Consider the following 22,150-nt stretch of genomic DNA (forward strand, 5'->3'; position numbering starts at 1 on the left):
GCAATGCTTGGCAAAACTCAAGATTACAGTTGTTGAGCGTACTGATACAAGTCTTTTAGCAATCTTAATTTTTGTGGATGATTGCTATTTTCGGCCACTAATTGTTCCACTTCAAGCAGGTAATCATTGATAGTTAAGCTCGATGGAGAATCGGGATCGGTTAAGCGGTATTGCCGATGTCTTTGCCATTTCTCTAGTTCTTCGGCATTAAACAGATTCGGGTAGTTTCTGCCGCGATAGCGGAATAATAAGGTGTTGAGCCTGGCGTCACTAAATCGGCCGGAAAACTTGTCTAGTGATTCGGGGGGAGTGTCCAGTAATTGTTGGCATAGCTGCTGATCTGCATCTGATAGAAACCCTCCACTATACAAGGCATGGTCGGGATCCTGCTGCTGGGATTCAGCATCCTCATATAAGGACGAAATTTTTTGTTCCATGCCAAATTGTTGCTGGATAAATTTGAGATTCTTCAGGCATTGCTCGCGGTCTATGCCAAGGCGCTCTGCATTCTCTTCAGTGAGCGTTTTGGCTGGCGCTACCACGGGGCATTTATTCAGGTGGATGAGTTTCAGAGGCAAGCGGGATTCTCCTGCGGGTATCTCGTCAGTTCGAAGATACATGCGCGCTTTTAACTCATCGACACTGAGCTCCGCCAGCGGCTCTACTGGGAGTGCCAGGTTAATACAAATAACGGCATTTTTGTTGCTCGGGTGCGGGCATAAAGGTGCTATCCAGGTGCAACAGCCATGTTCAGATGGCAGTTTTGATGAAATGTGTACCAGTGGCGTTTTTGTGGCGGTATTAAAATACTCGGCCACTTTGTTTTTGGCTCGAATAGAAAATAAATATTCATATAAGCGAGGCTGCTTGTCTTTGATTAACCTGGCCAATCCAATTGTGGCATAAACATCGGATAAGGCGTCATGGGCCGCTTCGTGGACAATTTCGTTGGCTTTCGACAGTAGTTCCAGTTTAAAGGTGGGCTTACCTTCTTCGTTATATACCCAATTAATACCGTCTGGTCGCAACGCATAACAAGCTCTGACCATATCAATGATATCCCAACGACTATTGCCATTTTGCCACTCTCGGGCATAGGGATTATAAAAGTTGCGATACAGTGAAAAACGCGTCAGTTCGTCGTCAAAGCGGATGTTATTGTATCCGGCGACGCAGGTCAGGGGCTTCATCATTTGTTGATGAATTTTAGCCATGAACTGAGATTCAATCATGCCGTCCCGAAGTGATTGTTGTGGCGTAATTCCGGTAATTAGACAAGCTTGGGGGTGAGGCAAGTAGTCGTTAGGGATTTGACACATCCAGTTAATGGGTTCGTCAATAGGATTGAGATCCAAATCTGTTCTGACTGCGGCAAACTGACTGGGGTGATCTTTCTGAGGCTGAGCGCCCCAGCTTTCGTAATCGTGCCAGAGAATCGATGGTTGGGAATTATGGGCGCTGCTCACGTTTTTCTGTCGCTGTGAAATCAAACGCAGATTCAAACAAAAAAGCGCCTTCGAAGCAACCGCAAACGCTCAGTGTCGTTGGTTTATCTATTCGTTGCTATGGACTACATCTATTCATTGCGATGGACTATAACTATAGAGTGCAATTCAAATGGAGAAAAACATGAGTCACCATACTTACAAGCTAATTGAGTTAACGGGTTCATCACCCGACGGTATGCAACAGGCGATAGAAAATGCCGTTGCCAAGGCTAACGAGACCGTGCACAACATGCGCTGGTTTGAAGTGACGGAGACCCGAGGCCATATAGATGGCGGTAAAGTCGCTCATTGGCAGGTCACCATTAAAGTGGGCTTTACACTGGATTGATTATAATAACAACGATTAACCGAAAAATAGTTGTTAATCCCACAGAGTTGAGTCTATCTTTATTGATAAGGGATTCAATCCCCGCTCCAATGCTTTACAGCGCTTAGAATCCATACTTATAAAAGGAGGCAGAATGGAGTCATTACAGGTTTGCGATTATATGAGTCGGCGTCCTGTTACGTTCACTACAGAAATGCCGGTTGCAGAGGCCGTAGAAAAACTTTTGCATAGCCATCAAACCGGTGGGCCAGTGATTAATGAAAAAAAACAACTGGTGGGCTTTTTATCTGAACAAGACTGCTTAAGGCAAATGATCGAGTCCAGTTATTACCGTGAACAGGTGGCACGGGTGAAAGATATCATGATGAAAGACGTGTTATCGCTAAAACCTTATGCCTCAGTATTGGAAGTCGCGCAAAAAATGATTTCCGAAAAGCCGAAAGTCTATCCCGTCGTGGATGATGATGGCGTGTTGCTGGGCAGTATCAGCCGCGCACAGATTCTGAACGCTATTGATATTCAATTACGCGATGGATACAAAAATGCCGGTTAGGCTTAATGCAATAAAAAACTGGCAATAACAGACGCAATTTTCTAGGATCTGTCGCTCTTTAAGTGACAGGTTTCTAGATTTTGCCCAAAGTACAGTCATTCCAGTATTTATCCAGCCAGATTGATGCATGTCGCATCAGTGATAAACATTATCTCCGCAGAAGCAGTGAAAAGTTCGCCTCACAATCAGGTGGCGAAATTGAGGTACCTGATAAATTACTCGCTTCAATAGTTAATAGTCAGCAATGGGTGAACAACCGACGGGAAAATCTACCGGAATTAAACTATCCGGAATTACCTGTATCCCGACAAAAAGACGATATTTTAAAAGCCCTGCAGGAACATCAGGTGGTGATCGTGGCGGGGGAAACCGGTTCGGGAAAGACCACACAATTACCCAAAATCTGTCTGGAGGCTGGACTTGGCTGCAAGGGTTTAATTGGCCATACACAACCGCGTCGTCTGGCTGCCCGGAGTGTTGCCAGTCGTATCGCTGAAGAGTTGCAATCGCCTTTGGGTGAAGCGGTTGGCTTTAAAATTCGTTTTACCGATCAGACTTCAGAGTCTTCCTATATCAAACTGATGACTGACGGTATCTTATTGGCGGAAATTCAGGAAGACCGTTTTCTCAGTAAATACGAAGTCTTGATCATTGATGAGGCTCACGAGCGCAGCCTCAACATCGACTTTATTCTGGGCTATCTCAAATCTTTGTTGCCCAAGCGTCCCGATCTGAAAGTGATCATCACCTCCGCCACCATAGATCCTGAGCGTTTCTCTCAACATTTTGACAATGCTCCCATGATATTGGTGGAAGGCCGTACCTATCCGGTGGAGATCCGTTATCGCCCCTTGATGAATGAGAGTAATGAAACCAGAGACCAACTGGAAGGCATTCTCGATGGCGTCAAAGAGTTATCCAAAGCCGGACGCGGGGACATTCTGGTGTTCCTCAGTGGAGAACGAGAAATTCGTGACACCGCGGAGTTTTTGGGGAATGCAAAATTAAAGCATACTGAAATTGTTCCTTTATATGCACGACTTTCCGCTTCTGAACAAAACCGAATTTTTCAGCCACACAACGGCAGACGTATCGTACTGGCTACCAATGTCGCAGAAACCAGTTTAACGGTCCCTGGCATTCGCTATGTCATAGATACCGGAACCGCCCGCATCTCCCGCTACAGTTCCCGCAGTAAGGTGCAGCGCTTGCCTATCGAACCGGTATCGCAAGCCAGCGCCAATCAGCGGGCCGGTCGCTGTGGTCGTGTCGCCGAAGGAATATGTATTCGTTTATATGATGAAGATGATTATCTGCGACGTCCTGAGTTCACCGACCCGGAAATTCTACGTACTAATTTGGCGTCGGTTATTTTGCAATTAACCGCATTGCGGCTGGGGGACATTGAAGGCTTTCCGTTTGTGCAGCCACCGCAATCCCGGGATATAACAGCCGGTATTAAGATGCTGGAAGAATTGCAAGCCGTAGCCAAAGGCAAGCGGGGCATGTTGAAGCTGACGCCAATCGGGCGAGCCATGTCCAGGTTGCCAGTGGATCCGCGCTATTCCCGCATGTTAGTGGAAGCCGACAAACAAGACACCCTGAATGAAGTTATGATCATTGTTGCTGGTTTATCTATCCAGGATCCCAGAGAACGACCAGCTGAACATAAACAAAAAGCTGATGAGTTGCATAGTCAGTGGCATGACAAAGAATCGGAATTTGTTGCCTATCTCAATCTTTGGAAGGGCTTTCGCGAGCAACAGCGCAGTATTTCTGGTAATCAACTGCGCAAGTGGTGCAAAGAACAGATGCTAAATTATCTGAGGCTGCGAGAGTGGCAGGATATTGTTAGCCAGTTGAAGCAGGCTTTTTCTTCACTAGGCTGGGGTATTAAAAACAGTGCAGCGGATTACGAAAGTGTTCACCGCTCCCTGATCCCCGGGTTGTTGACCAATGCCGGTTTTATGGAGCAGAACAAAGAATATCTCGGAACACGCAATAATAAGTTTATGGTTTTTCCGGGCTCTGCGCTCTACAAGAAACCGCCGAAATGGCTAATTGCCGCCGAACTGGTGGAAACCAGCAAGCTGTTTGCCAGAACGATCGCCAAAGTTGAGCCTAAATGGTTGGAAGAGGCTGGTAAACATCTGTGTAAATATCGCTACGCAGAACCTTTCTGGAGCAAAAAAGCCGGGGCTGTAAAGGCCAAGGAATCTGCCTCCATGTTAGGTTTACCGGTCGTGAATCAACGCACCGTGCTTTACAGTAAGATAGACCCAGCCACCTGCAGGCAATTGTTTATTATGGAAGCGCTGGTAAACGGTGATACCAAATTAAACTATCCATTCTTGCGGCAGAATCTGGAGAAAATTGCTGAAGTAGAAAACCTGGAAGAAAAAATCAGACGTCGAGATCTGCTGGTGGATGAACAGGTCTTGGTGGATTTTTACGATGAAAAGCTGCCAGCTGATATCTGTACGGAAGCTGACTTTAAGAAATGGTGGCAGAGACAGGACAAGGCACAGCAGAAACGTTGGAACCTGAGCAAAGAAGATTTATTTAAGAATGATGCCAGTGATGCCGGAGAAAGTAACTTTCCGGACCAATGGCGCTCTGGAAATCTGGTGTTACCGTTGGAATATACCTTTAATCCAGGCGCTGAAGATGACGGGGTGAGTTTAAAGATCCCATTGCCATTATTAAACCAGGTAACAGAAGAACGCTGTGATTGGTTAGTGCCAGGGTTGCGGGAAGAGTTGGCGGTAACCATGATCAAATGGTTACCCAAACAAATGCGGCGCAATTTCGTACCTGCGCCTGATTATGCCAAGGCGGCAGTTAATGCTTTGGAAGTTGAAGGAGAATTCAGAAAAGCCTTTACTAAAAAACTCACCAAAATGAGCGGTGTGGTTTTGTCTCAGGATATCTGGCAGGAATTAGCGTTACCCGCTCATCTGCAATTTAATTTCAAACTATACGATGAAAACGACAAGTTCCTTGGCCAGTCCAGAGATCTGAAGTCTCTTAAATCACAGTTTAAAAAGCACTTAACCAATACACTAAAAGCAGTTGCTACGCCAGAGCTAGAGAGACAGGACCTTCAGCAATGGGACTTTGACGATTTACCCAAACAATGGACGAACAATGACGCGGCTTATACCGTAAAAGCTTATCCTGCCCTGGTTAAAGAAGGTAACAAGGTTCATCTGAAATTGTTTGACGATGCTCAGAAAGCAGCGCGAGCCCATCAAACCGGTGTAAGACAACTTATTATCAAGCAATTGCCTTCTCCGATTAAGTATCTGCAGGAGAAATTACCAAACAAATCTAAATTGGGTCTGTACTTTAACCCGTTTGGTCAGATTAAAGCCCTGATCAGCGACTGTATCGATGCCGTTGTGGATGAGGCAGTCAAATCATCTTCTTATGATTTAAGAACTGCAGATGGTTTTGAAGCGCTTTGCCAGTCTTTAGCCGGTGAATTAAATGATGCTGTACTCAAAGTGGCAATTCAGGTGGAAAAAGGCCTGACTACCGCACACGGCATTAGTAAAACCCTGAAAGGTAAAACACCATTAAACATGATTAATGCCTTTGCAGATGTAAAGTCACATCTGTCATCCTTAGTGTATCCTGGATTTGTGGCGGATATTGGTGTTCAAAGATTGAAGGATTGGAATCGCTATATAGAGGGCCTGGCAAGGCGTCTGGAAAAGATTCCGGTAGATCCGATCCGCGACCGGAGTCAGCAGCTACAAATTGAAAAGGTACAGCAACGCTACGAGCAGGTATTACAGAAATTTGCCCGGGAAGTGAGTGTACCTGAAGCTTTGGCTGAGGTTCGTTGGCAAATAGAAGAGTTGCGTATTTCACTTTTCGCTCAGCAGTTGGGTACAAGTATGCCGATTTCATCTAAGAGGATCGAAAACTATTTAGACAAGTTCTAGGGATAGAGGTGCAGGCAACATTTTTTTTACATAGAATGAATCGCAGTCGCTTAGTGCGATTATCTTCAAATTGAGTTGATAATCGCGTTCAGTGCCGACGGGAATGACTTCCCGGATAATAATAAAAGTCGATGTTTCACTTAGCCAAGAGGTAATGCAATGCTGGGATACGACGACAAACGCGCTTTTTTCCGAATGATGATGAACTCTCCATGCACTTTGTTAGTGAGTGGGGATGGAACAAAACAAAAAATATCGGCTTTATGTCGAGATATCAGTGCAACGGGTATGTCTTTTGAGGTACCAGAAGCCTTGCAGATTGGGGATGAAATGGAAGTCAACATTGAATCCACCAGTGATCAGATATCTTCTTTGTGTGCCATTGTAAAAGTGGTCAGACAATTTGAGGAAAATGACAGTACTTATGTGGTAGGTACCGAAGTTGTTCAGATGATGTAACTTTCCGAACATTAAGGCACTACCAGTCTCTGTGACGCTACTTTGCTGTAGTCGTTAGGACTTTCTCTCATATTTGCATGGAATTCGAATGTCAGTTTGCGCCAAAAAAGCCGTAGTATCAGGAAAAGTTCAGGGCGTTTTTTATCGCGCCACCACCCGTGAAAAAGCACTGTCACTCAATCTAAATGGTTATGCCAAAAATCTACCGGATGGTTCTGTTGAAGTGTTGGCTCAGGGAGATATTACTGATATCGAATCCCTGATGACCTGGCTGTGGAAAGGCTCTCCTGCATCTGACGTGACTTCCGTGCATGTTTCTGACACCCCAACCAGCAACGACTTAAACACTTTTACTACCGGTTGAGAATCCACAGTAATGGGCATGCGCTATTTAGATATTGATCCTATTCAGCAAACCTGTTTCTTGAATACCTGTGAAGCGCCACAGCCCATGGCCGGCGAAGTGCTTTGTCAGGTGCATGCCTTTGGCATTAATCGCGCAGATTTGCTTCAAAAGCAAGGCAAGTACCCGGCACCTCAAGGAGCCAGTAGTATTCTGGGAATGGAAGTGGCCGGCGTTATTCGCGAAGTGGGTGAGGGCGTAGACAAATCGTTAATTGGTCGAACAGTATGCGCCATGATCACTGGCGGTGGATACGCTGAGTTTGTTTGCTTTCCCGCTCAACACCTGATGAGTTTTGCTGATGATATGGATATTAGCCATGCGGCTGCCATCCCTGAAGTATTTCTGACTGCTTATCAGGCGCTATTTGCCATAGGGCAACTTGAACCGGGCCAAAATGTATTAATTCACGCCGGTGCCAGTGGAGTTGGTACCGCTGCCATTCAGCTAGCTAAACACAGCAATTGCAAGGTGGCCGTTACGGCATCCTCCGAGATAAAATTGCAAACCTGCACTGAGCTTGGTGCTGATATTGCCATTAATTACCGGCAGTGCGCATTTGATCAGGAACTAAAAGCACTGGGCTTCTCTCCCGACATTATTGTCGATGTGGTGGGTAAGGATTACCTAAGTAAAAACCTCAATATACTCGCTGTGGATGGGAAAATCGTTCAGTTGGCGATGCTGGGCGGGCGTTATGTTGAACAGTTAGATATGGCCAAAATGTTGGTCAAACGCGCAAGCATTGTGGCAAGTACTCTGCGTAATCGCAGTGATCGGTACAAAACGACTCTCATTAGTGGCTTTGTAGAGCACTTTGCTGAAGCTTTACAAACTGGAGACATAAAACCCGTTGTCGAACGGGTTTATGCTGTAGAAGAAATTAATGAGGCGCATGAGTACATGGCCCAAAATAAAAACATTGGTAAGCTGGTGGTCAGCTGGTAGCTGCAATTGGCTTATCCTTGTTCCGCCAAATATCCTTCATCTGGTCTCTGGTTATCATTCTCGGCGGCGTTGCGTGCCAATTGGTCGCAGCATTCGTTTTCCGGATGGCCCGAATGACCTTTTACCCAGTGCCACTGGATAGTGTGGGGCTGGCAAGCGGCATCCAGCCTTTGCCATAAATCTTTGTTTTTAACCGGTTTTTTACTGGCGGTTTTCCAGCCTTTGGCTTTCCAGCCCTTTAACCATGAGGTGATACCCTGTCTGACGTACTGACTATCCGTGGTGAGATCAACATTGCATCCTGTATTCAAGGTCTCCAGTGCCACAATGGCGGCAAGTAACTCCATACGGTTGTTGGTGGTGAGTTTGTAGCCTTTTGCTAACTCTTTGCGATTGTTTTTATAAATCAATACCGCGCCATAGCCGCCTGGCCCCGGATTACCTAAACATGAGCCATCGGTGTAGATGGCAACGTTTTTTCTTATCATTTATTTACATCTGGTCTTTTTTAGCCGGATCATAACCTGATTAGAATCCCGCTGTAAGTTGTTCCGGGAAATTTAACCTAATGCGCTTGATTTATGCTTTCATCATGGTGTTAGATCAGACAATTAAATAAGCGTTATCAATTTATGGAGTTTTGATGCGTCAGATAGTACTAGATACAGAAACCACCGGTATTGACCCGAAGCAAGGCCACAAGGTCATCGAAATCGGTTGTGTTGAGTTGGTGAATCGCCGACTCACCGGCAACCATTACCATGTGTATATCAATCCTGAACGCGTTGTCGAACAAGAAGCTATTGATGTTCACGGCATTACCAATGAGTACTTGGCGGATAAGCCGGTTTTTTCTCAGGTGGTTGATGAGTTTTTAGAATACGTACGCGGTGCGCAACTGGTTATTCACAACGCGCCTTTCGACGTTGGTTTCTTAAATCATGAGTTGTCCTTATTACCCGGCCATAGAACTACCAAGGTTGATCAAATCTGTTCTGTGCTGGATACGCTGGAGCTAGCCAGAAAGTTACATCCAGGGCAAAAGAACAACCTGGATGCATTGTGTCGTCGATATGGTATAGATAACTCTCACCGCGAGCTGCACGGCGCCTTGCTGGATTCGGAGATCTTAGCCGACGTTTATTTGATGATGACCGGCGGACAGACTCGTCTGAATTTATCCGGTAGTGACAAAGGGGAAGAAGATGACCTTAGTATTCGCAGATTGCCTGGCGAACGCAAACCATTAAAGATTGTTCGCGCTTCAGCCGATGAACTTAAACAACACGAAGAAAGACTCGATATCGTAGAGAAAGAAGGCGGGAAATGCCTCTGGAGAACAGGACTTTGAGAACAAAAATTGTTGCGCTAATTTGTTTTTGTTTATTTGCTGTGCCCATAAGTTATGGGCAGCAGAGAGCAAATGGTGCAGCAAATCAACCGAATGCGGTTGAAAACAGTCCGCTGGTGGAACTGGGCAATGACTATTACAACGGTATTAAGCTTCTGCAAAACCGGTTCCGCATCGACTATAAGGTTGATGAGATCACCATGATCTTCTTCCGCGAATTCGGCTCTACGCCCGTGGTGTTAGTGCGGCCGGACGGCAGTAAGATATTTCAGAGCATGGCGGATGATTTGGATATCGTCTGGTACGACTCCCAAACCTACGACATGATCAAGATTAAAAATCCTACACCAGGACCATGGCAGGCGGTGGGACAAATCTTGCCAGATAGTCGGGTTATGGTGGTCAGTGACATTCAATTGGAAACCAGACCCTTGGCACCAATTATCTTCTCTGGGGAAATCATCAAACAAACCGCCTTTCTGACCAACGGCGGACAGCCTATTGATTACAATGAGTTTCGGGACGTGGTGCAGCTCACCATGGAGTTTAAGAGTACCAACAATCCCAGCTATAATAACTTTGGTGCGCAGACTGAGCTGATCGCCACCTTCCAGGATGATGGTAAGGGCATGGATGAAAGACCGTTAGACGGCACCTTTACCGGCCAATTTAATCTCAGAATCGCTTCTGGTGAATGGACTCCAATATTCACTATAGTTACCCCAATGTTCACCCGCCAAAAGGTCGGAGAAAACATTCTGTTATTGGATAACCCCATTACTATCGATGTTGAGCTGGATGAAGAAGGAGAGGGCTTTCATTTACTGAAAGTGGATGCCGACCGTTCAACCGTTGATATGTCCAGTTTACTGGTAGACGGCAAAGTGCGTTTTCCCAATGGTGATGTGCAAAACTTCTCTATAACCGATATAACCGACAAGATCAGAACTCATGAGATCGTAAATTTTGAATACGGTGTATTCAGGGTCAAGCTGACGGCTTATGGAAACACGGTTGATGGTCGGGATTTTATATTGGATGTACCTGAATATACGTTTGTCTTTGAAGAGCCATTACTGGAAACCAATATTGAAGATCTGGATGCATTGCCCGAAGATGCACAATCTGCTGAAGCGCTGGCCTTACAGGAATTGGAAAAGTTAAACGCGGCACCTGTTGAGCAAGAGGGTATGCCTCGCTCACAATTAATGGCCATCGTAGTAGGTATTAATTTGTTTATCATTGTCGTAGGCGGTTTTGTGCTGTGGTTTTTCCTGGTTAGAGGTAAAAAACCGAAAGTCAGTCAAAGCACTGAGCCAGACATTGAAGATAGCAAAGCAGCAAAAACCTCATTCATAACGGTTTTAATGGATAAAATTACATCTTTGCTACCGGGTAAAAAAGATAAAGGTAATGGCAATAAGTTAAAATCACCTGATGATGCGTTAGATTCTGGCATTATTGAATTGTCCATGCCGGACTAAGAAATAGACAAAAATTGTTGCTATTTTTTTCACTGAACAGAAATAAAACTGTAATCGTTTAAATATCAGTCTGTTGAAAGAAAATATCAAATAAAGTTAAAAAAAGCTGTTGACTCGACATACCTGAACCCGTATCATCTGCGCCGCGGTTGAGACAACGGATTCGAAAAAACGAGTAAGTTGTTGAAAGTAAAAAGATTTATCAAACTTGAATAAAGTTTACTAAATCTAAATGCGGAGTGGTAGTTCAGTTGGTTAGAATACCGGCCTGTCACGCCGGGGGTCGCGGGTTCGAGTCCCGTCCACTCCGCCAATTTTACTTTTAATCTCAACTTCAAATTAAATGCGGAGTGGTAGTTCAGTTGGTTAGAATACCGGCCTGTCACGCCGGGGGTCGCGGGTTCGAGTCCCGTCCACTCCGCCACTAATTTGAAAGCACATAAGCCACCTCAGGGTGGTTTTTTTGTGTCCGGAATTCAACAACAGATTCAGTTGTAGGTTGGAATTTATTCCAACGCCTTCGTTTAATTCAACCACCGTTGTCTGACTGGCAGATTTTTGCTCCTGCAAAATCGGCATTCACTACTTCCCTGTAGCTCAAGTCAATCCTACCAATTTATTCCAACGCCTTCGTTTAATTCAACCACCGTTGTCCGGATTATTTCTTAGGGCTGAACATTCGAGCCATAATCAAACAACACGCACAGGGTTAGTATTAACACACTGAATAGTGTGAGTTTGAGAAACAAAGGAAAACAGAATCTGAACCAAAGGTGATAGGGAATACCTGCGATGCCAATAATACCCATTAAGACGGCGTTTGTAGGAATGATCATATTGGAGAATCCGTCGCCAAATTGGTAAGCCAGAATAACGATTTGTCTGTTAACGCCTATCAAATCACCAACCGGTGCTAATAGCGGAATTGTCACATAGGCTTGGCCACTCCCCGAGGGAATAAACAGGTTTAGTAGAGATTGCATCAAAAACATCGCCGCTGCGGCAATTTCAGCACTAACATCCGAAAGGGGCGACGCCATTACATAAATAAGCGTATGTAAAATCTGCCCGTCCTCCATTATCAAGGCAATGCCCCTGGCAATACCCACCAGAATTGCTGTGGTGGCCAGGTCTTTTACACCTTCAATAAAGTAATGGGAAGCCTGATCGGGCGTCAACTTGCCTATTACCGCGGAAAATATCCCCCATATCAGAAATAGTGCGCCTAGTTCGTTCAGGTACCAACCCCGCTGAGATATACCCCAGACGGCTAGTGCAATGGTTACCACCAGACCACAAAGGATTGCTTTGTGACGCAGACCTAATGGTGTGTGTTGGTTAGTGTTGCTGTCAGTAAGTGGGCACGGAAGGTTAACTGTCAGAGAGCTACCCGGATCATCAAGAACCTGCCTGGCGTAACGCCAAACATGATGAAACCCGATCATCACAAACGGAAAAAACAGAGCTAGTCTGAGTTCCAAACCCGAAAACAAGGGAACCTCGGCGATACTTTGAGCCAGCATAACCGTGAATGGATTAAATGCAGAGACACCATAACCGATGCCGTAACCTGTTACCACCATGGCCACCGCAGTCATTGCATCGAGGCGCATTGCTTTGCAAAGCCCCACCAAAATTAATACAAATGGAATGTATTCTCCGGCAGTGCCAATTGCACTTGAAATGGCTGAGAAACAGAACACAACCATAAAAATCAACATTTTGGGTTTATCCCCAAACCTCTCTATCAGGTTGCTGATCAATGAGTCAATCGCGCCGGTTGCACGCACAATGGACAACACGCCGCCAACAATAAAAACAAAAAATATCACATCCTGAGCCGAAGCTAGTGCGCGGGGTATGGCGACAAAAAAGTCCAGCGGACTCAGTGAAACACTCTGTTCTGATTTGGTATAGGTGCCAGCTACAACTGTATTCCTACCGTTTTCCAGCGTGATCGTTTCGTAACTTCCTTGCGGAACTACCCAGGTGGCCAGATACGCCAACACCATCATAGCCAGTAGTAATACCAAGGTGTGTGGCACTTTAAATTGAGATGACATCATAATTTCCTTTGAGTTTTTGTTTGCAGGTTAAGCCCCGGCTGAGGGGCTGTTAAAACAAACAGATGCATTGGTTTTTTCTGCGAAATAGCATTTTTATACGCTGCTTATTCATTAATTCTCATTTATTCCGGTGCGGAAGCTAATACATAAAATTCATTTAAATCCACGACTGATCTTTACTTTGTTTTTGATGTTAGTATATTGTATACAATATACTAACAATGACACAAAAGAGAAACAACAGGTTGGGAAATATGAAAAACATGATGATTAGCAAGCTAAGTACTGCTGTAGCAATGGCTGTCCTTGCAAACACTGGTCTTGTAAACAATTCCGCTTTTGCTCAGGAGTCTTCTTCGGAGTCAGAGGTGGAAAAAGTTGAGGTAACTGGAAGTCGTATTAAACGAAATGAGATGGAAGGTGTTAATCCTATTACTATGATCAGTTCCGAGGATATTGTTGCTCAGGGGCATGCAACCGTATTTGATGCATTAAACGCACTGAGTTTGAATACCGGTATATTTGTTGGTGAGGAGAACTCCAATAATTTTAATGCCAATGCACAGGCGTTAAACTTAAGAGGGTTTGGACCTGGTTACACATTGGTATTGATTAATGGTCGGAGAATGCCTGTGTTACCTAAACCTTCAGGGGCTGTAAGTGGGAATGTGACAAATTTGGCTATGATCCCAACAGAGGCAATCAAACGGGTAGAAGTCCTGAGCGGTGGGGCTTCTGCCATTTATGGTTCTGATGCTGTAGCAGGTGTGGTTAATATCATATTGAAAAATGATTTTGATGGTACCTTGGCAAAATACCGTTATGGCGATACAAAAGAAGGTGGTGGTGAATCACACCGTTTTAATCTGCTTCATGGGGGTAAAGTCGGGCAAGGAACTTTTGTTGCAGGGGTGGAAGTCAATAAAGCCGATCCCATTTATGGCGACGACAGAGATTGGTTTGATGAACCCACAGATAGTCCAAATACTGACCGGCATTCCTTGTCACAAGTAATGTCTTTCTGGTCTCGTTTTGATCCTAACTCGTACAATTTGATTGATATTAGTGATAGATGCGCCGAGCAAGGTTATACCTCTGATAGTGCGCCCTGGGTCATCCCCTATCGTGATGAGGTAGATCCAAAGTATTGCGGTGATAATGTTTTCGGCACATATACTGTCCGAAATCAGCGAGATCGCACATCGGCATTTGTTCGGCTGGATTATCCTATCAATGCCGATACGGATTTTAGCCTGGATTTTATAGCCACTAATTCAACCGCAAGTGCTGGATTATATCGGTACAGTTTTACATTGAATTATGATGTGGTAGAGGATGGCGCAGACATCACAGCTGGCAATGATCAATGGATCGGCAGTCGTCAGTTCTATCGCCAGTTTAGAGATTCTGAAACTGGTACGTCTAATCAAGAGTTTGATGAAACTAGCTATACTTTGATTTCAGGGATTCGGGGAATTATTTTTGATGATTTTGATTACGATGTGAATTTGACATTGTCAAAATATGACTATGAGGACAGTGTTGTCAGATTTGATGATGAAACTATGATAAGCCTACTGCTTGGTGAGAAAGGCGTTGACTGGGATCAACCCTGGGAAGGTAGTCGATGGGTGGTGACTAACAGAAGCAATCTGGATGAACGGTTTTTACCTACCGGGCTGGATATTTTAGGGACGTTGACGCCTGATATGTTTGCCAGCGCTTTGCATACCTCAACCGGGAAAGGGGATTCTCATACTTACAATTTGTCAGCATCATTGTCTGGTGAAATTCTGGCTTTACCGGCAGGCCCTGTTCAGTTTGCGTCGGTATTTGAATTCATTAATGAAGGCTATGAATTTATTACAGATGCGCCAACAGTGAACGGTGAGATTTGGGGATGGAGTGGTATCGTCGGTGAAGGCGAAAGAAATCGTTTTGCACTGGGAATGGAATTATTGGTGCCCTTGTTGTCACAAGATTCTGCCGTTGGTTCATTGGAAGCAACGGTTGCAGCCAGGTACGATAAATACAATGACAAGTCTTCCGTGGATGGTGCCTCTACCTATCAGTTAGGGCTTAGCTGGCGTCCAGTTGATAGCGTCTTGATCAGAACTCAAGGGGCTACCTCTTTCCGAGCACCAGATATGCATTTGCTCTATGCGCAACCCAGTTCATCCTTTAATTCAGGGGTAGACTATTTACGCTGTGTAACTGAAGAAGGTATACAGCCTGGCGAAAGTTGGGCCGGTTGCTCAGATAACTATGGAACAGGCTCTATAAGACAACAAACCGAAGGCGATATTTCCCTTAAAGAAGAAACCGGATTTAGTTTTAACTTTGGTGTAGTGGCAGACATTACTGAAAATTGGGACTTCTCTGTAGACTATTACAAAATTCGTCTTGAAGACCAGGTGGGATTAGTTGGAGTAAGCACCGTATTGCGCTACGAAGCAGAATGCTTGTTAGGGTTTTCACAATATGCCGGCGTTGAAGTAGATCAAGATTCTGCACGCTGTCAGGAAATGTTGACCAGGGTGACTCGAAACGGCCGTTCAAGTGGTGACATTGACTCTGTATCAAGCATCTTCAATAAACCCTTTAACACTGGCTTGAGAGAGCAATCAGGTATGGATATTTCTACCCGGTATAATTGGAAGAATACTGAATTTGGCAGCTTTTACGCAGATTTAAAATATACCCATATTTTTGAAACTCTAGAAAAGTTTTTACCTGAAGATGATATTGAAGATGTTCGTGATTATGCCTGGAACAATGAGTTTCGTACCCGTACTAATTTGTCTTTGGGTTGGTATAACGATAATGCCTGGCTAAGTGTTTTTATCAATCGAATGGGGTCATCACCTGTTCAATACGCCGACGAACCAGAGCGATATTCTGCCTGGACCAGAGTAAATCTAAGTGGGGGGTATCAGTTAAATGATGCCGTAAATGTATCCTTGACTATTAATAACTTGTTTAATAAACGACCTCATCAGCATATATCACAAGAGTATTGGCCATTTGCTGAAATTTCCAAATACAACCCGGTAGGAACAGAGTACTACCTTACTGCATCCTATAAATTTTAGTCTTTTCACCTAGTGAAACCTTTGATGGCGCTTCTCTGGAGCGCCATTGTTTAAGGAATCTCCATATGAGTATAAATATAAAACTACTTTCTATCGTTCTGGTCATCTTCACGCTGGGTTGTGTCAGCAATCAGGGTGGTTTGAGCGACTCTGCAATGAATGATGGGCCAAACATACTGGCCAGATATCAGAACGCCGAAAAGCTTTTGCCCGATAATTTACGCCATCTGGTGGACAACCTCTATGTCACACCGAACTGGTTGCCAGATGGAGGCTTCTGGTACCGTCTCGATAACAATGGAACCGTTGAATACAGGCGTTATCATCCGCAGCAGGGTGTTTCTGAACTGTTTGACTTTGATTTGTTAAAAAGTGCTGTGGGTGAGGCTGGTGACACGCTGAACATTAATGATATCCAGGTTATCGATTTTGAGACATCTGAGCTGACATTGAGGCTGTCTGAAGAACAGTGGTTGTGCATTTTAGATACTCAATATCGCTGCGAAAAAACGCAAGGTGAGTCATCGGAAAATGCCCCTTTAACCTCGCCAGATCAGCAGTGGCAGATGCTGGTTAAAGATTACAACCTGGTGTTGCGCAACCTAGTTACTGGAGAAGAAAGCCCATTGACAACCGACGGCACTGAAAATAATGCGTACGCCACGGAAAGTGCCAATCCTAAGGTTTATTTCAACTCGGTGCCTGGGACTGTTGAACCCCGTAAAGTTGGTTACTGGTCTGCTGATAGTCGCTACTTTGTGACCTTTCAGATGGATCTGCGCAAGGTTGGAAAGCTGCATTTAACACAATCGGTCACAGATGAAGATCAGAGACCCAGACTGTATTCATACCATTATCCAATGGCTGGAGATGAGCACCTGATAGAAGCTCAGGTTGTCATGGTGGATGTTGCGGCTAAAAAAGTAGTGCGGGTACCTGGTGAACCTTTATTGCAAACTTACTATGGCACGCCTTTGTGGGGACAGTTTTCAGCGAATAACAAATACTATTTTTTGCACCGCGAGCGTGGTTATCATGTCTATCGTTTAAAAGAGTATGATCCTGCCACGGGTCAGTTGCGTGTCATTCTGACCGAAAAAAACGAGAAATTTATTGATCCCTGGATACAGGATTTTCGAATCTTAGCGGAACAAGATTTGTTATTGTGGACCTCAGAAAGAGGAGGAATACAACAGCTATTTCGCTATCAACTCTCCAGCGGTAAATTATTAAATGCAATAACGCCTGACACCATGTTTATGCGAGTCATCAGAGCTATTGATACTGACAATGAGGTTTTGTATTTTGAAGGCTCAGGTGCGCAACCTGGTGATAGTTATTATCGCTATTTGTATCGCGTGCAAATGGATGGCACTGGACTGACTTTATTGACACCCGAAATCCAGATGCACGATACGCGGATTGCTCCGGATTTTAGAACTTTTCTGGATAGCACTAGTACAGTTCAACAACCCACAAAACATCTGATCCGCAGTACTGTGGACGGAACTGTTTTGGCGACAATTCATGAGACAGATAATAGTGCTTTGCTGGCCGCCGGTTATCGTGAACCTGAGCCTTTTACGGTACTAGCAGAAGACGGAAAAACGCCCTTGCATGGTATTCTGTATTTTCCTTCCGACTTTGATGCGAATAAGTCATATCCTGTACTTGACGATATCTACACCGGGCCGCACGGGTATTTTACCCCGAAAACTTATGATGGCCCCTTGTATTCCCACGCTAACGCATTGGCGGAGCTGGGTTTTATCGTACTAAAAATGGATGGCAGAGGCACTGCAAAGCGCAACCGTAAATTTCATGAATATAGCTATGACAATCTTGCGGGTGGGGCTGACGATCATGTCTGGGTTCTAAAGCAATTAGCTAAAGAAAGGCCTTACATGGACATTGAGCGTGTTGGTATTTTTGGCTTTTCCGCTGGAGGATACGATACCGTACAAGCCATGTATAAATACCCGGACGTGTTTAAGGCGGGAGTCGCTGCTTCAGGAAATCACGATTTTAGAGCGGATAAAGCCGGCTGGAATGAAACCTGGATGGGTTATCCCGTTGAAGCCCACTGGGATCAGCAGTCAAACCTCACTGATGTCGAACGCCTGCAAGGTAAGTTGTTGCTGGCTCATGGTGAACTGGATGAAAATGTGCACCCAGCGGCGACTTTGCAATTGGTAGATAAGCTCATTAAGGCCAATAAAGATTTTGATTTATTATTGTACCCAAACATGGGGCATGTGCTGCATTATCATCCGCATTTTGTCAGAACACGTTGGGACTTCTTTGTAGAGCATTTACTGGCAGAAGAAGTCCCTCAAAGCTACCAGATAACATCAATGGAAATTCCAGAATTAGCAAAATAAATTAGAGCGTGTTGACCTTTGCAAAATTGTACCGCAAAGATCAACACGCTCTAGTTAACTTCGGTGTTGCCGGTTGTGCAACACCGTCAATAAAACAGAGGTTTTTAGTGGTAAAAGATAATGCATTGCCTGAGGGCTTAGCGATTACGCGCAACGAATATCAACAACGACTGGATGATTTACGCAGAAATATGCAATCTGCAGAGCTGGAGGCTTTAATTCTGGTGGCCGGTAGCAATATGCGCTACTTCACCGGGCTTAGCTGGTCACTGACTGAGAGGATGGTGGGAGCGATAGTGACGGGTGAAGAGCTGATATTCATTTGTCCAAAATTTGAAGAGTCAGCCTTGCGTCCGGCATTAAAAGTAGAGGGAGATTGGGCTTTTTGGGAGGAGCATGAAAGTCCTTCAGAACGGGTGGCAATGCTACTTAAAAAACGCAAATTGACTCGGGTAGCCGTGGATCCAAAATCGCCATTGTGGTTATTTGAAAATTTGCAAAAACAGTTAACTGATATGAGTATTTTCTCGGCTGTTGAATTAATCGGCCAGCAACGTGCAATAAAGTCGCAACAAGAGTTGGCACTCATTACACATGCTATGCAAACCACGCTCAGAGTACATCAATTAACCTACGATTATTTACGTCCAGGCTTAAAAGCCAGTGAGATTATTCGCTTTATCAATGAAGCCCATCACCAATCTGGGGCGGATAATGGCAGTTATTTCTGTGCGGTGCAGTTCAATGACGGCACGTCACACCCTCATGGGGTACCCGGCGATCCGACATTAATGGAAAATACCCTGGTACTCATTGATACCGGTTGTCAGATGGATGGATATCATTCAGATATTACCCGAACCTACGCGTTTGGTGAGGTGTCAGAAAAAATTGCAACATTATGGCGTGTGGAAAAGCAGGCGCAATTGGCTGCATTTGACGCAGCGAAACCCGGTCGCAGTTGTGAGTCAGTCGATTTTGCCGCACGTCAGGTGTTAATTGAGCATGGTTTGGGGCCGGAATATCAGTTGCCAGGCCTACCACATCGCACAGGTCATGGCATTGGACTGGAAATTCACGAAGGTCCTTATTTGGTTAAGGGTGATAAAACAGCATTACAAGCAGGGATGTGTTTTTCGAATGAACCTATGATTGTGGTACCCGGTGAGTTTGGTATTCGATTGGAGGACCATTTTTACATCACCGAATCCGGAGCTACCTGGTTTACCGAACCACAGAAGTCTTTATACAGTCCTTTTTAACGCAGTATACAATAAAGAGGGGAAGCCCCTCTTTATTAATTTTCGCTTTCGGCTTCCATTTTCATCAGGAAGGCCTTGATATCGTCTTTGGCACCCAAAATGTGCTTTTTCAGCGCTTCACAGGCTTGTTCTGTTTTTTTGTTGCGGGTCAGCTCCAGTAATTCGCGGTGTTCTTCGGGAGCCGTTTCTATACCTCCGGCCAGCAAGATATGCATGCGCACATAACGACTGCAGCTTTGATTCAGTGTGGCGACAATTTCAGCGGTTTGCGGTCTGTTTGCCCGGCAATAAAGCTTGTTGTGAAAAAGCACGTTGAGCTCACCGGTTGCTTGCATCGTATCACCGGCCGTCATGGCGGATTCCATTTTGACAAGGTGGGCTTCGGCTTCTACAAAATCTTTTTCGGTCAGGTGCGCAATAGAATGCTTTAACAGTTCAGCTTCCAGTAGTGCACGCAGCTCAAATACTTCACAGACTTTATCGGATGATATTTCGGATACCGTCGCGCCTTTGTGAGCCTCAAAATTGACAAGTCCTTCCGCCTCAAGCTGCAACAAGGCTTCACGTATGGGGATTCGACTGACGTTGAGTTCTTCTGCTAATGCGGCCTGGCGTAAAGGTTCGCCAGCTTTGATGTCTCCGCACAGGATTTTCTCTCTGATAGCTTCAGCTACCAATTGCGTGCGTGTTTTATGTACTATCTGCATAAAAAACGGTTGATTGTCCATGTCATTGTATTTTGTATACAGCTTACCAGTTGTAGAAAATTATCCAACGATTTTATTAGCACGCTTCTGGCTGGATTTAATTTAGAGCAGCCATCTTTAATACGCGCTACACCTCATTGGATAATTTTTCACTCAGGTCAGATAATTGGTTCATTCTGCAAGCACAATGGGCGTAAAAAGCGCTGCATTGCCTTGAGTCCAACTGATGTCGATCTGATATCGGAGCTGGCCGGGTAGGGACCACCATGATTCATGGAGTCACAAATCTCAACGCCGGTGGGCATCTGATTGAAGATCAATCGTCCCGTTTTGTAGCTTAGTGCCTCAATCAGCGCTGGATTTGCGGAAACGTCCTCATTGGAGCCGTGAATGCAAGCCGTTAATTGCCCGTCCAGAACGGCAACGATATTGTGCAGGTCTTCGATACTTGAATAGGTCACCAACAAAGCACAGGGGCCAAAAATTTCTTTTCTTAGCTGCGCATTGTCAATGTATTGTTGTGCAATGGTAATAAAAAGCGTTGGGTTGGCATGGTATTCCTCTTGTTGGTTACCCTCGCCGAGTTTTTGCAGGTTGTTGTTCAGCGACAGGGTGCTTAACGACGCGTTATAGCTTTTTAAAATCCCTGGAGTCAGCAATACTTCTGAGTTCTGTTGGCGAATTACATGTTCGCTGGCTTCGATAAAATCCGCGGCTGATTCTGGCACCAGCCATACACCCGGACTGGTGCAAAACTGTCCGTGGCCCATCATTAGTGATTGGCACAATTGCTCTGCCAGCGCGCTGCCATTGTTGTGAGCAAAGTCAGGCAAAATAAACTGAGGATTAGTGCTGCCCAGCTCTCCGTAAAATGGGATGGGAACATGTCGTTGATTAATACTTTGTCGTAGTAAATCACCCACTTGCTGTGATCCGGTAAAGCCCACTGCTTTTATTTTCGGGTGTTTTACCAACATATGGGAGAGCTCGGGGTCAGCACTGTGTAATTGGGAAAATACTCCACTTGGCATACCCGTACGTTTAATGGCTCTTTCAATGGCGGAGGCCATCAGTTCACAGGTGCCTGGGTGAGCTGGGTGGGCTTTCACGATCACCGGACAGCCCGCTGCGAGCGCAGAAGCAGTATCGCCTCCCAGTGATGAAAAAGCATAGGGAAAATTGGAAGCCCCAAACACAGCCACTGGACCTAAGGGGATATGGGTTAAACGGGTGGCTGGTTTTGGTAATGGCTGTCGACTGCTATCACCTGCCTCAATGATATCCCGTTCTGTCGGGGTTAATAGTTCTTGCGCAAAATAGCGCAGTTGATTGACTACCCTGAGACGCTCTCCGGCCAATCGCTGTTGGCTATAACCTGTTTCTTTTTGTGTTACCGACACCAGTTCTTCGCCCAGTGATAAAATTTCATCAGCAATTGCATGTAAGAATGTGGCTTTATCTTCTGCGTTAGTCTTTCTGTATTGAATAAAAGCCTTATCTGCGGCTTCTATTGCTGCATTTAACTGTTTTTCATCAGCGTTGTAAAACTGCTGCTCAGCGTAACAATTTTCTGCCGGGTACCAGGCTTTAAAGCTCTTGTCTTGGGGGCTACCGACCCATTGTCCGGCAACCAAGTTTTTACCAGTAAATGGCATAAT

16 protein-coding genes and 2 tRNA genes are annotated in these 22,150 nt (G+C 45.1%); 13 read left to right on the top strand and 5 right to left on the bottom strand.

The annotated features are described in order from the left end of the window. Positions 1-23 precede the first annotated feature (23 nt). Positions 24-1,466: an exodeoxyribonuclease I gene (gene sbcB, locus ACXAD8_RS02065; RefSeq protein ID WP_475224357.1), complete on the bottom strand. Its 1,443-nt coding sequence runs from the start codon at positions 1,464-1,466 to the stop codon at positions 24-26. A gap of 163 nt (positions 1,467-1,629) precedes the next feature. Here sbcB and ACXAD8_RS02070 point away from each other — a divergent pair, with 163 nt between their 5' ends. From ACXAD8_RS02070 to ACXAD8_RS02095, 6 genes are all read left to right on the top strand, one after another. Next, positions 1,630-1,836: a dodecin gene (locus tag ACXAD8_RS02070; protein WP_475224359.1), complete on the top strand. Its 207-nt coding sequence runs from the start codon at positions 1,630-1,632 to the stop codon at positions 1,834-1,836. Between the two features lie 133 nt (positions 1,837-1,969). Next, a complete protein-coding gene (locus ACXAD8_RS02075) occupies positions 1,970-2,389 on the top strand; it encodes a CBS domain-containing protein (protein WP_475224360.1) in 420 nt (139 codons plus the stop codon). Positions 2,390-2,469: 80 nt separating this feature from the next. Further along, on the top strand, positions 2,470-6,339 hold the full coding sequence (hrpA, locus tag ACXAD8_RS02080; protein WP_475224362.1) for an ATP-dependent RNA helicase HrpA: 3,870 nt from the start codon (positions 2,470-2,472) through the stop codon (positions 6,337-6,339). A gap of 159 nt (positions 6,340-6,498) precedes the next feature. Then, complete coding sequence (locus ACXAD8_RS02085) at positions 6,499-6,798, top strand: PilZ domain-containing protein (RefSeq protein WP_475224364.1); 300 nt, start codon at positions 6,499-6,501, stop codon at positions 6,796-6,798. An 88-nt stretch (positions 6,799-6,886) separates the two neighbouring features. Then, entirely contained in the window at positions 6,887-7,162 is a 276-nt protein-coding gene (locus tag ACXAD8_RS02090) for an acylphosphatase (RefSeq protein ID WP_475224366.1), read from the top strand. Between the two features lie 18 nt (positions 7,163-7,180). Continuing rightward, positions 7,181-8,149, top strand: coding sequence for an NAD(P)H-quinone oxidoreductase (locus ACXAD8_RS02095; RefSeq protein ID WP_475224368.1), 969 nt, complete (start codon positions 7,181-7,183; stop codon positions 8,147-8,149). 11 nt (positions 8,150-8,160) lie between these two features. Here ACXAD8_RS02095 and rnhA read toward each other — a convergent pair whose 3' ends face one another. Beyond that, positions 8,161-8,637: a ribonuclease HI gene (gene rnhA / locus ACXAD8_RS02100; protein WP_475224370.1), complete on the bottom strand. Its 477-nt coding sequence runs from the start codon at positions 8,635-8,637 to the stop codon at positions 8,161-8,163. Positions 8,638-8,792: 155 nt separating this feature from the next. Here rnhA and dnaQ point away from each other — a divergent pair, with 155 nt between their 5' ends. The 4 genes from dnaQ (at position 8,793) to ACXAD8_RS02120 (ending at position 11,408) form a co-directional block, all read left to right on the top strand. Further along, positions 8,793-9,500: a DNA polymerase III subunit epsilon gene (dnaQ, locus tag ACXAD8_RS02105; RefSeq protein WP_475224371.1), complete on the top strand. Its 708-nt coding sequence runs from the start codon at positions 8,793-8,795 to the stop codon at positions 9,498-9,500. Further along, on the top strand, positions 9,497-10,984 hold the full coding sequence (locus ACXAD8_RS02110; protein WP_475224373.1) for a TIGR03503 family protein: 1,488 nt from the start codon (positions 9,497-9,499) through the stop codon (positions 10,982-10,984). Before dnaQ ends, ACXAD8_RS02110 begins: the two co-directional genes overlap by 4 nt. Before the next feature lie 236 nt (positions 10,985-11,220). Next, positions 11,221-11,297 (top strand) — tRNA-Asp (locus tag ACXAD8_RS02115). Positions 11,298-11,331: 34 nt separating this feature from the next. Next, positions 11,332-11,408 (top strand) — tRNA-Asp (locus tag ACXAD8_RS02120). A 241-nt stretch (positions 11,409-11,649) separates the two neighbouring features. Here ACXAD8_RS02120 and ACXAD8_RS02125 read toward each other — a convergent pair. After that, a complete protein-coding gene (locus ACXAD8_RS02125; protein ID WP_475232855.1) occupies positions 11,650-13,047 on the bottom strand; it encodes a YfcC family protein in 1,398 nt (465 codons plus the stop codon). Between the two features lie 257 nt (positions 13,048-13,304). On the opposite strand from ACXAD8_RS02125, the gene ACXAD8_RS02130 reads away from it, so the two are divergent. The 3 genes from ACXAD8_RS02130 (at position 13,305) to ACXAD8_RS02140 (ending at position 19,785) form a co-directional block, all read left to right on the top strand. Continuing rightward, entirely contained in the window at positions 13,305-16,142 is a 2,838-nt protein-coding gene (locus ACXAD8_RS02130; RefSeq protein ID WP_475224374.1) for a TonB-dependent receptor domain-containing protein, read from the top strand. 65 nt (positions 16,143-16,207) lie between these two features. Beyond that, positions 16,208-18,523 carry a S9 family peptidase gene (locus ACXAD8_RS02135; RefSeq protein ID WP_475224376.1) on the top strand — a complete coding sequence of 772 codons (2,316 nt, stop codon included), beginning with the start codon at positions 16,208-16,210 and terminating at the stop codon, positions 18,521-18,523. A 107-nt stretch (positions 18,524-18,630) separates the two neighbouring features. Beyond that, positions 18,631-19,785, top strand: coding sequence for a M24 family metallopeptidase (locus ACXAD8_RS02140; RefSeq protein WP_475224377.1), 1,155 nt, complete (start codon positions 18,631-18,633; stop codon positions 19,783-19,785). A 35-nt stretch (positions 19,786-19,820) separates the two neighbouring features. Here ACXAD8_RS02140 and ACXAD8_RS02145 read toward each other — a convergent pair whose 3' ends face one another. Next, positions 19,821-20,492, bottom strand: coding sequence for a GntR family transcriptional regulator (locus ACXAD8_RS02145; RefSeq protein WP_475224379.1), 672 nt, complete (start codon positions 20,490-20,492; stop codon positions 19,821-19,823). 158 nt (positions 20,493-20,650) lie between these two features. Continuing rightward, complete coding sequence (locus ACXAD8_RS02150; protein ID WP_475224380.1) at positions 20,651-22,147, bottom strand: aldehyde dehydrogenase (NADP(+)); 1,497 nt, start codon at positions 22,145-22,147, stop codon at positions 20,651-20,653. Between the last annotated feature and the right edge of the window lie 3 nt (positions 22,148-22,150).

The organism is Planctobacterium sp. AWH2_060 (genome assembly GCF_056158425.1).